This window comes from Streptomyces sp. NPDC020299, assembly GCF_044387825.1.
Classification (GTDB): domain Bacteria; phylum Actinomycetota; class Actinomycetes; order Streptomycetales; family Streptomycetaceae; genus Streptomyces.
Genome location: NZ_JBIRWL010000023.1, coordinates 1 through 14,132, shown reverse-complemented (window position 1 = coordinate 14,132; position 14,132 = coordinate 1). Strand labels below are relative to the sequence as shown.

9 protein-coding genes and 1 pseudogene are annotated in these 14,132 nt (G+C 70.1%); 4 read left to right on the top strand and 6 right to left on the bottom strand.

From position 1 onward, the window contains the following. Positions 1-26: 26 nt before the first annotated feature. The 5 genes from ACH45E_RS39285 to ACH45E_RS39265 all read right to left on the bottom strand — a co-directional run bounded on the left by ACH45E_RS39285 (position 27) and on the right by ACH45E_RS39265 (position 7,187). Positions 27-2,978 (bottom strand): glycoside hydrolase family 2 TIM barrel-domain containing protein, encoded by a 2,952-nt coding sequence (locus tag ACH45E_RS39285; RefSeq protein ID WP_361448771.1) that lies wholly within the window; start codon positions 2,976-2,978, stop codon positions 27-29. Then, a complete protein-coding gene (locus ACH45E_RS39280) occupies positions 2,975-3,838 on the bottom strand; it encodes a carbohydrate ABC transporter permease (protein ID WP_361448768.1) in 864 nt (287 codons plus the stop codon). Before ACH45E_RS39280 ends, ACH45E_RS39285 begins: the two co-directional genes overlap by 4 nt. 13 nt (positions 3,839-3,851) lie before the next feature. Then, the gene (locus tag ACH45E_RS39275) at positions 3,852-4,814 is read right to left on the bottom strand and encodes a sugar ABC transporter permease (RefSeq protein WP_361448765.1); all 963 of its coding nucleotides are present in this window, start codon (positions 4,812-4,814) and stop codon (positions 3,852-3,854) included. Continuing rightward, complete coding sequence (locus ACH45E_RS39270; protein WP_361448762.1) at positions 4,814-6,100, bottom strand: extracellular solute-binding protein; 1,287 nt, start codon at positions 6,098-6,100, stop codon at positions 4,814-4,816. Before ACH45E_RS39270 ends, ACH45E_RS39275 begins: the two co-directional genes overlap by 1 nt. 67 nt (positions 6,101-6,167) lie before the next feature. Beyond that, on the bottom strand, positions 6,168-7,187 hold the full coding sequence (locus ACH45E_RS39265) for a carbohydrate kinase family protein (RefSeq protein ID WP_361448759.1): 1,020 nt from the start codon (positions 7,185-7,187) through the stop codon (positions 6,168-6,170). Positions 7,188-7,322: 135 nt separating this feature from the next. On the opposite strand from ACH45E_RS39265, the gene ACH45E_RS39260 reads away from it, so the two are divergent. The 4 genes from ACH45E_RS39260 to ACH45E_RS39245 all read left to right on the top strand — a co-directional run bounded on the left by ACH45E_RS39260 (position 7,323) and on the right by ACH45E_RS39245 (position 13,828). Continuing rightward, positions 7,323-8,087 carry a DeoR/GlpR family DNA-binding transcription regulator gene (locus tag ACH45E_RS39260; RefSeq protein WP_361449172.1) on the top strand — a complete coding sequence of 255 codons (765 nt, stop codon included), beginning with the start codon at positions 7,323-7,325 and terminating at the stop codon, positions 8,085-8,087. Next, positions 8,084-9,421 (top strand): 6-phospho-beta-glucosidase, encoded by a 1,338-nt coding sequence (locus tag ACH45E_RS39255; RefSeq protein ID WP_361448756.1) that lies wholly within the window; start codon positions 8,084-8,086, stop codon positions 9,419-9,421. Before ACH45E_RS39260 ends, ACH45E_RS39255 begins: the two co-directional genes overlap by 4 nt. Positions 9,422-9,496: 75 nt before the next feature. Further along, entirely contained in the window at positions 9,497-12,574 is a 3,078-nt protein-coding gene (locus ACH45E_RS39250; protein ID WP_361448753.1) for a glycoside hydrolase family 38 C-terminal domain-containing protein, read from the top strand. A gap of 3 nt (positions 12,575-12,577) precedes the next feature. Next, the gene (locus ACH45E_RS39245; RefSeq protein ID WP_361448750.1) at positions 12,578-13,828 is read left to right on the top strand and encodes an alpha-L-fucosidase; all 1,251 of its coding nucleotides are present in this window, start codon (positions 12,578-12,580) and stop codon (positions 13,826-13,828) included. A gap of 49 nt (positions 13,829-13,877) precedes the next feature. Here ACH45E_RS39245 and ACH45E_RS39240 read toward each other — a convergent pair. Beyond that, a pseudogene (locus tag ACH45E_RS39240) lies at positions 13,878-14,048 on the bottom strand (chitinase); the annotation flags it as partial. Positions 14,049-14,132 lie beyond the last annotated feature (84 nt).

The following is a 14,132-nucleotide window of genomic DNA, read 5'->3' as shown; positions in this document are numbered from 1 at the left end:
CCGTGAGGATGGTGAAGCCGGGGAACTCAGAGGACGCGCAGTGTCCAGCTCCAGTGGTGGACGCCCGCAGGGACCAGATAGGAGGGCGCCGTGTCGGGCCCGCAGGACGCCGTGCCCACACCACGGTGGGCCGCGTCGATGTGCACCACGCACCCGGGACGCGCCACCAGTTCGTCATGGTGTGTGGCGGCGGTCAGGTCCTCGGCGCGGTAACGGGTGACGGACACCTGGCGAGGCTCGTCCAGGTCCACCGCGAGTCCGGTGGCGTCGGGCGCCGACAGCGTGAAGCGCCGTACGCCGTGCCGGCCGCCGCTCTCCTGCGGCCGCAGATACGGGGTGAACAACTCGTCGACAGGGAGCGTGTGATGACCGACGGGTGCGCCGGTGCTGCGGTCCGGGTACGACTCCCACGGGCCCTGCCCGAACCACTCCAGCAGATCCAGGCCCGTCACCGTCTCGAAGACCGACCCGACCCGGGCCACGTCGTCGAACTCCTCGGGCAGCTCGGCCCATTCAGCCACCCGGATGCCCCCCTCCACAGGCGTGAACTCCTGGCCGTGCCGGATGACGCCGACCGCTGCGGCGTACTCGGCGAGCACGGTCACCCGGCCGCCCGCACGGTTCACCGAGACGAGCTTGCGGACCAGGGCGTCGAGCCCCCACGCCCGCCAGCGCAACGCGACGCCGCCCAGCTCGTCGTTGTCGGTGGGCGCCCGCCACAGGGACAGAGCGGGCGCGGCGGTCAGCAGGGGATGGACCAGGAGGCCGTCGGCGTCGACCTCGACATGCTGCTGCGCGGCGGCCACGGCGGGCAGATCCGGGACCGGGGGCGGGGCCGGAGTGGCGGCAGCCGCCCGCAGCCGCACCTGCGGCGCGCACACCTCGGTGCCGTGCGGCGCCCACGCCTCGTCCCGGGCCGTCGTCACCCGCAGCGTCAGCCACGCCTCGCCGCCGTGCCGCGGCAGTTCGAGGGGCAGCGGCACCACCGCCGTCTCGCCCGGCCGCAGATCGGGCAGTTGGGCCGGCGCGGTCAGCGTGCGGCCGTCGGCCAGGGACAGCTCCCACTCGGCGGCCAGCCAGTCCAGACCGCGGAAGTGCTGGTGGTTGGCGAGCACCAGCCCCTCGTGCCGGAAGCACCTGATGCGGACCGGCGCCGCGATCTCCCGGTGCTCGTAGAGGGCCGGCTTCGGGGTGCGGTCCGGGAAGACGACCCCGTCCGCGACGAACGCGCCGTCATGGACGCTCTCGCCGAAGTCACCGCCGTACGCCCAGCGGTGGCCGGGCGCGGCGACACCGTTCGTATACAGCCCGGCGCCCGTGCGCCCGGCCGGTCTTCCGTCGCTCACGCGCTGCAGGATGCCGTGGTCCCAGAACTCCCAGATGAAGCCGCCCTGAAGACCCGGGGTGGACTCGATGGCGGCCCAGTGATCGGCGAGGGTGCCGTTGCTGTTGCCCATGGCGTGCGAGTACTCGCACTGGATCAGCGGCTTGGTCTGGTCGCCGGACAGCGCATGTGCAATACAGTCTTCGATCGGTGCATACATGGGACAGGCGATGTCCGAGGCCACGTCCGGGTCCGCCCAGCCACGCTTCGCGGCGCCCTCGTACTGCAGGGGCCGGGTCGGATCGTGCCGCCGTACCCAGCCCGCCGCCGCGTCGTGGTTCGCGCCGTAGTCGGACTCGTTGCCCAGCGACCAGATGATCACCGACGGATGGTTCTTGTCCCTGAGCACCGTCCGGGAGACGCGGTCGACGAAGGCGGGCAGATAGCGCGGGTCGTCGGCGATCTCATGGGCGTGGTCGTGCGACTCGATGTCCGCCTCGTCGACGACGTAGAAGCCCAGCTCGTCGGCGAGGTCGTACAGGCAGGGGTCGTTCGGGTAGTGGGAGGTGCGGACCGCGTTGAAACCGAAACGCTTCAGCAGGGCGAGGTCCGCGCGCATGTCGTCGTACGACACAGTGCGGCCGGTCAGCGGATGGAAGTCGTGCCGGTTGACGCCCCGGATGAACACCCGCTCGCCGTTGACCAGCAGATCCCGGCCGACGACCGCCACGTCGCGGAAGCCGACCCGGTGGCGGAAGGTGTCGGCGACCGTGCCGTCCGCGCGGTGCAGCCGGACGGACAGGTCGTAGAGCTCCGGCAGCTCGGCGTTCCAGGTGCGCACCTCGGGCACGGTGGTCCGCAGCCGTGCCTCGCCGAGGAAGTCGGAGACCCGCTCGTCGTCGGCGTTGACCCGGTCGAACTCGGCGTCCTGGGCGACGGGATGCCCGTCCAGATCCCCGCTGACGTGCCAGCCCTCGGGCAGCGCCCCGCCGCCCGCGTCCCGCACCTGGCAGTCCACCGTGAGCTCGCCGTTGTACCGCGCCCGTACGGTGACGTCGGCCAGGTGCAGCCGGTCTGTCACGTACAGCAGCACCGAGCGGGTGATCCCGCCGTGCCACCAGTGGTCCTGGTCCTCGATGTGCGAGGCGTCCGACCACTTCACCACCGTCAGCCGTACGACGGCCCGCTCTCCCGGGCGGACCGCGTCCGTCAGGTCGAAGTCGGCCGCGAGGTGGGAGTCCTTGGAGATGCCGACGGGCTGGCCGTCCACGTGCACGAGCAGGACGCTCTCGGCGGCGCCTACCTGGAGCACGATCCGGCGGCCGGCCCACTCGGCGGGGACGTCGACCTCACGCTCGTAGACGCCCGTCGGGTTGGCGGCGGGCGACAGCGGAGGGTATTTCGTATACGGCATACGGACGTTGGTGTACTGCGGCAGATCGTCCGTGTCCTGCATCGTCCAGACGCCGGGCACGCATGCCGACGACCATGCGTCGGCGAGCGGCGCGTCCGGTGCGGGCAGCAGTTGGAAGCGCCATTCCCCGTCCAGCGACACCGCACCCGGGCGCCGGTCCACGGCGTTCATCGGCAACCGCCCCCAGGAGGTCACCTCGGGGGCCTCCCAGGGCCGGAGCGCGAGCAGCGGGTCCGTCATTTGACGGCCCCCTTGGCGAGGTCGCCGATCATCTGACGGGCGCCGATCGCGAACACGATCAGCAGCGGGATGAGGGCGAGCAGTGCGCCGGTCATCACCATGCCGTAGTCGGTGGTGCCGTGCACGCCGTTGAGCTGGGACAGGGCCACCTGGAGGGTGACGTTGTCCGGGTTGGTGAGGGCGATCAGGGGCCAGGCGTAGTCGTTCCACTGGCCCATGAAGGTGAAGATGCCGAGGAAGGCGAGGCCGGGGCGGACCACGGGGAGCGCCACGTGCCAGTACTGGCGCAGGAAGTTGGCGCCGTCGAGCTTCGAGGCGTCGAGCAGTTCGTCGTGGATGGCGCTCTTCATGTACTGGCGCATCCAGAAGATGCCGAACGCGTTGGCCGCCGCGGGCACGATCAGCGCGGTCATCGAGCCGATCCAGCCGAGCTTCGCCATGATCACGAACTGCGGGATGACCTGGAGTTGCGTCGGCACCATGAAGATCGCCATCAGGAGCGCGAAGAGCACCTTGCGGCCGGGGAACTCGAACTTGGCGAAGACGAACGCGGCCAGCGAGTCGAAGAACAGGACCAGGAAGGTCACCGCGCCCGCCACCAGCAGCGAGTTGAACATCGAGCCGAAGAAATCGATGCTGTCGAAGAGATGGCGGAGGTTCTCGAGGAAGTGCGAGCCGGGCAGCAGCTTGGGCGGGTAGGAGAAGATCTCCGACGCGGTGTGCGTCGACATGATCACGGCCCAGTAGAACGGGAAGGCCGACAGCAGCAGGCCGACGACCAGGACGGCGTGCAGCGCTATGCCCCGGCTGCGGGTGCCCTTGACGGGCCTGGGCCGGCGTGTGCCTTGGATGGATGCCATGGTGACGGGCTCCCTAGTCTTCGCCCCGGCGCTGCACCAGGCGCCAGTTGATGATCGAGAAGAGGATGACGACGAGGAAGATGCCCCAGGCCACGGCGGCGCCGTAGCCGAAGTCGTTGTTGTCGAAGGTCTGCTGGAAGAAGTAGAGGACCATGGTCCGGCCCGCGTGACCCGGACCGCCCGAGAACGTCGAGTCGTTGGAGGTGTTCTGCAGCAGCACCTGCGGTTCGGAGAAGCTCTGCAGGCCGGTGACGGTCGAGACGACGAGCACGAACAGCAGCGTCGGCCGCAGCAGCGGCAGGGTCACCCGGAAGAACGTCTGCACGGGCCCGGCCCCGTCCATGCGCGCGGCCTCGTACAGTTCACCGGGAATCGTCTGCAGACCGGCGAGGAAGATGATCGCGTTGTAGCCGGTCCACTGCCAGGTCATCAGCGTCGCGATGGCGACCTTGATGCCCCACGGAGTGTTCAGCCAGGCCACCTGGTCCAGGCCGACCGCCTGGAGAAAAGCGTTGACCAGGCCGAAGTTGGTGGAGAATACCGAGCCGAAGATGATCGCGATCGCCACGACGGAGGTGACGTTCGGCAGGAAGTAGGCGATGCGGTAGAGGTTCTTGAAGCGGACCGCCGAGTTGAGCATGACGGCCGTGACCATCGCCAGGGCGATCATGGGGAAGGTGGCCAGCGCCCAGATGACGATCGTGTTCCCGATCGACTGCCAGAAGTCGCTGTCGCTCAGCAGATACTGATACTGCGTCAGTCCCGCCCACTCCATCGAGCCGAGCCCGTCCCAGCGGTGGAAGGACAGGTAGAGCGAGAAGCCGACGGGGATCAGTCCGAAGGCGAGGAAGAGAAGGTAGAAGGGCGAGATCGCGGCGTAGAGGTGCCAGTACTTGCGAAAGCCCTTTTGGGGCCGCACGGCGGCTGGTTCCGTCGTCGCCACCGGGGGTTTCTGCAGTGCGGGGGCGGTGGCCATCAGTAGCTCACCCCCAGGTGCTTCGCGATGCGCCGGCACTTGCTCATGGCGTCACTCCAGGCTTTCTGCGGGTTCTTGCCGAGGACGCCGACGTTCTTGATCTCGTCCTTGATCGGCTGCCCGAGCGCGATGTCGTACGGGCTGTTGTAGGCGATCGCGATCTTCTGCGCGGCGGGTCCGAAGACGTCCGTGGTGATCTGGCCGCCGAAGAACGGGTCCGGTTCGCGTAGTTGCCTCTGGCGGTACGAGGCGGGAGTGGAGGGGAACAGGCCCGCGTCGACGTACCCCTGGGCCTGGTTGGCCGCGTCGAGCATCCAGGCGATGATCTCGAAGGCCCGCTCGGGCTCCCGGCACGCCTTGGTGATCGAAAGGAAGGAACCGCCGTTGTTGGCCGGCCGCACGGGCATGTCGGCGACCCGCCACCTGCCCTTGGTCTTCGGCACACCGTTCTTCAGGTCGTACGTCGCCCAGGAGGCGCCCAGCTGGCTGGGCAGCTTGCCGTCCTCGACGGCCGAGAGCTGGTCCGGGGTGCCGGTGACCAGGTTCGATACGAGTCCCCGCCGCTTGGCCTCCACGGCGAGCGCCCAGGCATGGCGCACATGCTCCTGGTCGCCGATGAAGTGGCGGTCCTTGTCGACGTACCGCTTGGAACCCTGCTGCACCACGTTCTCGAACACGCTGTTGACGTCGGTCAGCAGGGAGGTCCCCGGGATCCGTTTCCTGAGTCGCTCGCCCGCGGCGAAGAACTTCTCCCAGGTGTCCAGTTCCTTCGAGACGTCCGCGGGCTCGTACGGCAGCCCCGCCTTGCGGAAGACCTCGTACTGGTAGAGGTGCGCGACCGGGCCGCAGTCGATCGGGAAGCCGATCATCGTCCCGTCGTCGGCGATGCCCTGTTCCCACTTCCACGGCAGGTACTGGCTCTTGTACTTGTCGGCGCCCAGGGTCCGCAGGTCCACGAACTGGTCGGCGTTGGGCAGGTAGGACGCCATGTCCTCGCCCTTGAGGCCCGCGATGTCGGGGACGCGCGCCCGGCCCGCCATGGTGGTGATCAGCTTGGAGCGGTAGTAGCCGCCGATCTTGATAGCTTGCAGGGCGACCGTGCTGTCGTAGCGGGCCTTGGTCCGCTTGACGACCGTGTCGCCGAGGCCGCCGTCCCAGTACCACAGGACCATGTTCCGGCCGGTCGAACCGGTCGGGACGGCGCAGCCGGAGGCCAGGCCGCCGAGGGCCGTGGCGGCCGTGCCGGCCAGGCCGGCGCGCAGCAGGCCTCTTCGTGAGAGCCGCACAGCTCCCACCGCCTTTCGGGATCTTCTCGCGAGGTCGCGGATGCGCGACGTCGTGGATGTACGGGGGTCAGTGCCGCGGTGCGGGAGGGGTGACCGGGGCGTACCGGACGGGAGGGCCGGGGTCGGCCGGCAGCCGGTCCGCGAGGAAGCCGTACGCCCGGCGCAGCCCGGGGTCGGTCAGCGAGCGCCACCAGCGGTCGACGCCGTACCAGCCGGGTGCCGCCGGCGCGCCGCCGTGGTGCTGGACGGAGAGCCCGGCGGCCAGGACGGCGAAGCGCAGCCGCTCCTGAAGCGGCCAGCCGCCGAGGGAGGCCGCGACGAAACTCGCGCCGAAGACGTCGCCGGCGCCGGTCGCGTCGAGGACGTCGACGTCGAGGGCGGGGACCTCCGCGTACTCGCCGGTCGTCTGGTCGACGGCCATCGCGCCGTCGCCGCCCCGGGTCACCACGGCCACCGGCACCAGTTCGCAGAGCGTGCCGAGGGCGGCGACCGCGCTGTCGGTGCGGGTGTATGCCATCGCCTCGGTCTCGTTGGGGAGGAAGGCGTGGCACAGGGCGAGCTGCTCGAGGAGGTCGGTGGACCACTGCTGGGTGGGGTCCCAGCCGACGTCGGCGTAGATCCGGGTGCCGTTCGCGGCGGCCTTGGCGAGCCACTCGCGCGGTTCGGCCTCGAGGTGCACGAGGGCCGTGCGTGCTTCGGGAGGGTCGCCCATCAGCGCGTCCTGCGAGAAGGGGGGCTCTTGGCCGTGGGTGACGAGGGCCCGGTCCTGGCCTTGGGCGAGGCTGACGGTGACCGGGGTGGGCCAGTTGTCCGCGACGCGGGAGAGGGAGAGGTCGACGCCCTCCTGGCCTGCGAGGATCTCCTGGCAGTGGGCGCCGTAGAAGTCGTCTCCGAAGACGGTGGCCAGCGAGGTGCGCAGGCCGAAGCGCGCGGCCGCCACGGCGAGATTGGCGATGCCGCCGGGGCCGCAGCCCATGCCCGTCGTCCAGATCTCCTCGCCGGGGGTCGGCGGCTTGCCCAGTCCGGTGAGGACGAGGTCGTAGAAGAGCAGCCCGGTCAGCAGCACATCGGGCCGGTCGTCGTCCACGGAAGCGTCCTCTCGTCGGCTCGTCAGAACTCTGCAATTCAATGCCCGGAATCGTGCGCTGCTCCGCGAGTTTGGTCAATACCCGAGCAGAACTGAGCATGGAAATGATCGAAGATGACGAGTAGTGTTCACCGTGTGCTGGCAGAACGACGACACCAACTCATCCTGCGGGCCCTGCGCTCCGGCGGTCCCGCGGCCGTGACCGATCTCTCCGAGCAGCTCGGTGTGAGCCCGGCCACCATCAGGCGTGACCTGGTCAAACTCGAGGACGACGGCCTGCTCACCCGGGTGCACGGCGGCGCGGTCGCCGAGGAGGGCGACCAGCCCTTCGCCGAGGTCGCCGAGGTGCGGGTGGCGGAGAAGGACGCGATAGCGGCGCGCGCGGCGGCGATGGTCAAGGACGGTCAGTCGGTGCTGCTCGACATCGGCACCACCGCCTACCGCCTGGCCCGCCAACTGCACGGCCGCCGCCTCACCGTGATCACCAGCAACCTGGTGGTCTACGAGGAACTCGCCGACGACGAGGGCATCGAACTCGTGCTGCTCGGCGGCATGGTCCGGCGCGAGTACCGCTCCCTGGTCGGTTTCCTCACCGAGGACAACCTGCGCCAGCTGCACGCCGACTGGCTCTTCCTGGGTACCAGCGGCGTCCGCCCGGGCGGGCAGGTGATGGACACGACGGTCGTCGAGGTGCCGGTGAAACGGGCCATGATCAAAGCGAGCGGCAGAGTCGTCCTGCTCGCCGACGCGGCCAAGTTCCCGGGTACGGGGATGGCGAAGGTCTGCGGTCCCGAGGACCTGGACGTGGTGGTGACGAACGCGCCGGTCGACCCGGCGACCCGCTCCACGCTGGAGGAGGCGGGCGTCGAGGTGGTCGTGGCAGGAAAGGTGCAAGCGTGAAGCTGACGATTCTGGGCGGCGGCGGGTTCCGGGTGCCGCTCGTGTACGGTGCGCTGCTGTCGGACCGCGCCGAGGGCCGGGTCACCCGGGTCGTGCTGCACGATCTGGACGCCGGGCGGCTTTCGGCGGTGACCAGGGTGCTGGCCGAACAGGCGGCCGGGGTCCCCGACGCGCCCCGGGTGACGGCGACGACCGACCTGGACGAGGCGCTGCGCGGCGCCGACTTCGTGTTCTCCGCGATCCGGGTCGGCGGCCTGGAGGGGCGGGCGAACGACGAGCGGGTGGCGCTCGCGGAGGGCGTGCTCGGGCAGGAGACGGTCGGCGCGGGCGGGATCGCATACGGTCTACGAACATTGCCTACAGTCGTCGACATCGCGCGGCGTGTCGCCCGTCTCGCCCCGGACGCCTGGGTCATCAACTTCACCAACCCGGCCGGCCTGGTCACCGAGGCGATGTCCCGCCACCTCGGCGACCGCGTCATCGGCATCTGCGACTCCCCGGTGGGCCTCGGCCGCCGGATCGCCCGCGTGCTCGGTGCGGACCCGAAGGAGGCGTGGATCGACTACGTCGGCCTCAACCACCTCGGCTGGGTTCGCGGCCTGCGCGTCGCCGGCCGCGACGAACTCCCGCGCCTGCTCGCCGATCCCGACCTGCTCGGCTCCTTCGAGGAGGGCAAGCTCTTCGGCGTCGACTGGCTGCAGTCGCTCGGCGCCGTCCCGAACGAATACCTGCATTACTACTACTTCAACCGCGAGGCCGTGCGCGCCTACAAGAACGCCGCTCAGACCCGCGGTGCCTTCCTGCGCGACCAGCAGGGCCGCTTCTACGAGGAGATGAAGGACCCCGGGGCGTCGGCCCTGAAGGCCTGGGACCGCACCCGCGCCGAACGCGAGGCCACCTACATGGCCGAGAACCGGGAGACCGCGGGCGCCGGTGAACGCGACGCCGACGACCTCTCCGGCGGCTACGAGAAGGTGGCACTCGCCCTCATGCGGGCCATCGCCCGCGACGAACGCGCCACCCTGATCCTCAACGTCCGCAACCGCGGCACGCTGTCGGTGCTCGACGCCGAGGCCGTCATCGAGGTCCCGTGCCTCGTCGACGCCAACGGTGCCCACCCGGTCGCCGTCGACCCGCTGCCCGACCACGCCGCCGGGCTGGTCTGCGCGGTGAAGGCCGTCGAGCGGGAGGTGCTCGCCGCCGCCGAGTCCGGTTCCCGTACGACGGCCGTGAAGGCCTTCGCGCTGCACCCGCTCGTCGACTCCGTGAACGTGGCCCGCAGGCTCGTCGAGGGCTACACCGAGGTGCATCCCGGCCTGGGCTACCTCAAGTAGTCTCTCGTCGGAAAGCGCTTTCCCCCGCCCGGTTCTCCCCTCCCTCCAAGCTCGCTCCCTCCCTGGAGATCCCTCATGCACGACGAACGCCGCCGGATCGAGGAGCGCGTAGAACGCCTCCACAACCAGCGCATCAAGCCCGCGGTCTACGCGGCCACCGTTCCCCTCGCCGTCGAGGCCTGGCAGGCGCCGGGGGAGCCGGTCCCGTTCGAGGAGGCCGCCGCCGCCCCGTACAAGCCCTTCGCGATGGACACGCCCTGGGGCCCGCCCTGGGGGACGACCTGGTTCCGGATGTGCGGGCAGGTGCCGGCCGAGTGGGCCGGCCGGCGTGTCGAGGCGGTCATCGACCTGGGCTTCGTGGGCGACTGGCCGGGCAACCAGGCCGAGGCCCTGGTCCACCTCACCGACGGAAGGCCGCTGAAGGCGGTCAACCCGCTCAACCAGTACGTGGCGATCGCCAACCCGGCGGCGGGCGGCGAGAGCGTCGACTACCTGGTCGAGGCAGCCTCCAACCCCGACATCCTGGCGAACGACTTCGCGGCTCCGACGCCGCTCGGCGATGTACTGACGGCGGGCGATCGTCCACTGTATACATTCCGCCGCGCCGACATCGCCGTCCTGGACGAGGAGGTCTGGCACCTCGACCTCGACATCCAGGTGCTGCGCGAGCTGATGCTGGAGCTCGGCGAGCACGACCCGCGTCGGCACGAGATCATGCACGCGCTGGACCGCTCCCTGGACCTGCTGGACCTGGACGACATCGCGGGCTCGGCGGCGGATGTGCGCGCGGTGCTCGCGCCGGTGCTGGCCAAGCCCGCCCATGCGAGCGCGCACGTGATCTCCGGCGTCGGCCACGCACACATCGACTCGGCGTGGCTGTGGCCGATCCGTGAGACCAAGCGCAAGACCTCCCGCACCTTCTCCAACGTCACGTCCCTCGCCGACGAGTACGAGGAGTTCGTCTTCGCCTGCTCCCAGGCACAGCAGTACGAGTGGGTGCGCGACAACTACCCGCACGTATGGGCCCGGATCCAGGAGTCGGTGAAGAAGGGCCAGTGGGCGCCGGTCGGCGGCATGTGGGTGGAGGCCGACGGCAACCTGCCCGGCGGAGAGGCCATCGCCCGCCAGCTGATCCACGGCAAGCGGTTCTTCATCGAGCAGTTCGGCATCGAGACCAAGGGCGTCTGGCTGCCGGACTCCTTCGGCTACACCGCCGCCTACCCGCAGCTCGCCAAGCTCGCGGGCAACGACTGGTTCCTGACCCAGAAGATCTCCTGGAACCAGACCAACAAGTTCCCCCACCACACCTTCTGGTGGGAGGGCATCGACGGCACCCGCATCTTCACCCACTTCCCGCCGATCGACACCTACAACGCCCGCTTCAGCGGCGAGGAGATGTCCCGCGCGGTCCGCAACTACAGCGAGAAGGGTGGCGCCACCCGGTCCCTGGCCCCCTTCGGCTGGGGCGACGGCGGTGGCGGCCCGACCCGCGAGATCATGGAGAGGGCACGGCGGCTGAAGAACCTGGAGGGCTCCCCGAGGGTCGAGGTCGAACACCCCGACGCCTTCTTCGCCAAGGCCCGCGAGGAGTACCCGGACGCCCCGGTGTGGGTCGGTGAGCTGTACCTGGAGCTGCACCGGGCCACGTACACCTCCCAGGCCCGCACCAAGCAGGGGAACCGGCGCAGTGAACACCGGCTGCGCGAGGCGGAGTTGTGGGCGACGACGGCCGCGCTGCACGCCCCGGGCTACGCCTACCCGTACGAGAGGCTGGACCGGCTGTGGAAGACGGTGCTGCTGCACCAGTTCCACGACATCCTCCCGGGATCGTCGATCGCCTGGGTGCACCGCGAGGCGGAGGCCGAGTACGCGCGGGTGGCGGTCGAACTGGAGGACCTGACACGCGAAGCCGTGGCCGCGCTGGGCGGCGCCGGGACCCATGTGTTCAACACCAGCCCGTTCGACCGGGCGGAGGTCGTCCGTACGGCCGGCGGTGTACCGACGTACGTCGAGGTGCCGGCGAGCGGCAGCGCGCCCCTCGGGGTCGCCGAGCCGCCGCGGCCGGTGACGGTGAACGGCCGGGTGCTCGACAACGGGCTGGTCCGTGTGGAGGTGGCGGAAGACGGCACGCTGTCGTCTGTATACGATCTTCGTATGCAACGCGAGGTCCTCGCCGACCGCGGCAACCTCCTCCGCCTGCACACCGACCTCCCGAACTACTGGGACGCCTGGGACATCGACAAGCACTACAAGAACCGCTACACCGACCTGCTGGAGCCGGACTCCGTGACGGTCGTCGAGGAGGACCCGCTGCTCGGCGCGATCCGCGTGGAGCGCAGCTTCGGCAAGGGCTCGAAGATCACCCAGACGATCACCCTGCGCGCCGGCAGCCCCCGCATCGACTTCGAGACCGACATCGACTGGCACGAGGCCGAGAAGATCCTCAAGGCGGGTTTCCCCGTGGACATCCGGGCCCCGCACTCCAGCGCGGAGATCCAGTTCGGCCACGTCCAGCGGCCCACCCACACCAACACCAGCTGGGAAGCGGCCCGCTTCGAGGTGTCCGGCCACCGCTGGGTGCACATCGGGGAGCCCGGCTACGGCGTCGCGGTCATCAACGACTCCACCTACGGCCACGACGTCTCCCGCACGGTCCGCGAGGACGGCGGCACGACGACCACGGTCCGCCTCAGCCTGGTCCGCGCCCCGCGCGTCCCGGACCCGGGCGCCGACCAGGGCCGCCACCGCTTCGCCTACTCCCTGCTGCCCGGCGCGAGCATCGCCGACGCGGTCGCCGAGGGCTACTCCCTCAACCTCCCGCTGCGCGTGGCCGACGCGGCGGGCGCGCCCGAACCGGTACGCGAGCCGCTGCCCGAGCCGGTCGTCTCCGTGGACGGCGAGGGTGTCACCGTCGAGGCGGTCAAGCTCGCCGACGACGCCTCGGGCGATGTCGTGGTCCGCCTGTACGAGTCCCGCGGCGGCCGTGCCCAGGGCGTGCTGCGCGCCGGCTTCCCGCTCGCGCGCGCCCAGGTGACCGACCTGCTGGAGCGGCCGCTGGCGGACGCGGACAGGGACTCCGAGGGCGCGGTGACCGTCGCCCTGCGGCCCTTCCAGATCCTCACCCTGCGTCTTGGCCGGGCCGAGGGGAGCTGACCGGTGTCCATGCAACCCTGGTTCACCGACGCCAAGTTGGGGATCTTCGTCCACTGGGGCATCTACGCCGTCGACGGCGTCCAGGAGTCGTGGTCCTTCTACGATGACATCGTGCCGTACGACCGGTACATGTCGCAGCTGGACCGGTTCACCGGCGCCCACTACGACCCGCGCGCCTGGGCCGGCCTGTTCGCCCGCGCGGGCGCCAGGTACGCCGTCCTCACCAGCCGGCACCACGACGGTGTCGCCCTGTGGGACACCGCGTACGGCGACCTCGATCTGGGCCGCGACTACATCTCGGGCTACGCCGACGCCCTGCGCGAGCAGGGCCTGAAGGTGGGCCTGTACTACTCGCACTCCGACTGGAGCCACCCCGACTACGCCACCACCCGCAAGCCGGGCCGCCCCGCGGAGATGGAGGACAACCGGTACTCCGAGTGCTCGGCCGAGGACGAGGACCTCGATGCCTGGGAGCGGTTCATCGCCTACCGCGACGGTCAGATCCGCGAACTGGCCTCCCGTTACCGGCCCGACCTGATGTGGTTCGACGGCGAGTGGGACCGCAGCGAGGAGCAGTGGCGCATCAAGGAACTCGCCGCGCTCGTCCGCTCCTACGTTCCCCATGTCGTCTTCAACGCCCGCATGCTCAGCGAGGGCGACTACGCCACCCCCGAGCAGGGCGCCCCCATCGTGCCGCCGGACGGTCCCTGGGAGCTGTGCCTGACGATCAACGACTCGTGGGGGTACCAGCACCACGACCACCACCACAAGTCGCTCGCGCAGCTCATCCGGTACTTCACCGAGACCATCGGAGGGGGCGGCAACCTGCTGCTCAGCGTCGGCCCGAGGGAGGACGGCACCATCCCGCAGCCACAGGCCGAGCGACTCGAAGGCCTGGGGGAGTGGATCCGCAGGCACGCCGAGGCCGTGTACGGGACGGTGCGCGGGCTGCCCGCCGGACACCACTACGGGCCCAGCACCCTTTCCGCCGACCGTCGCACCCTCTACCTGACCCTGTTCGACGCGCCGCGCGCCGAGATCGGCGTCCGGGGACTTGCCACACCGGTCCGCAAGGTGACCGTGCTCGGCACCGGCGCCGAACTCGGCCACCGGGTCGTGGGCGGGCTGCACGAGGCCGTCGGTGTGCTGTGGATCGACCCGCCTGCCGCGTCCGACCTCGACCCGTACGCCACCGTGCTCGCCGTCGAACTGGACGGTGAACTGGAGCTGTACCGGGGTTCGGGCCGGTTCTGACGCGCCGAGGCGGCCGGTCCTCGTGGGACCGGCCGCCTCAGCGGGATGCTCAGCCGGTGAAGCCGGCCGTGATCGAGGTGAACTGCCAGTTGTTCTGGCTGATGCCGGAGCAGTTGCTCACCACGCCGCCGCCCGGGCACGGCCGGTCACGGTTGACCGACCAGAAGGCGAGCCGGGCGATGTGGTGGGAGTTCGCCCAGTCCCGGATCTGGGTCCACAAAGTGATTTAGGGGTGGCTATTCGCCTGTCTGGGCGGGGCCGAGTGGAGGGGCATTGAAGACCTCGTCCACGACGGCTAGTACGT

Coding starts and splice junctions, on each gene's coding strand:
- ACH45E_RS39285 (WP_361448771.1), bottom strand. CDS start 2,978: ATGACGGACCCGCTGCTCGCGCTCCGGCCCTGGGAGGCCCCCGAGGTG.
- ACH45E_RS39280 (WP_361448768.1), bottom strand. CDS start 3,838: ATGGCATCCATCCAAGGCACACGCCGGCCCAGGCCCGTCAAGGGCACC.
- ACH45E_RS39275 (WP_361448765.1), bottom strand. CDS start 4,814: ATGGCCACCGCCCCCGCACTGCAGAAACCCCCGGTGGCGACGACGGAA.
- ACH45E_RS39250 (WP_361448753.1), top strand. CDS start 9,497: ATGCACGACGAACGCCGCCGGATCGAGGAGCGCGTAGAACGCCTCCAC.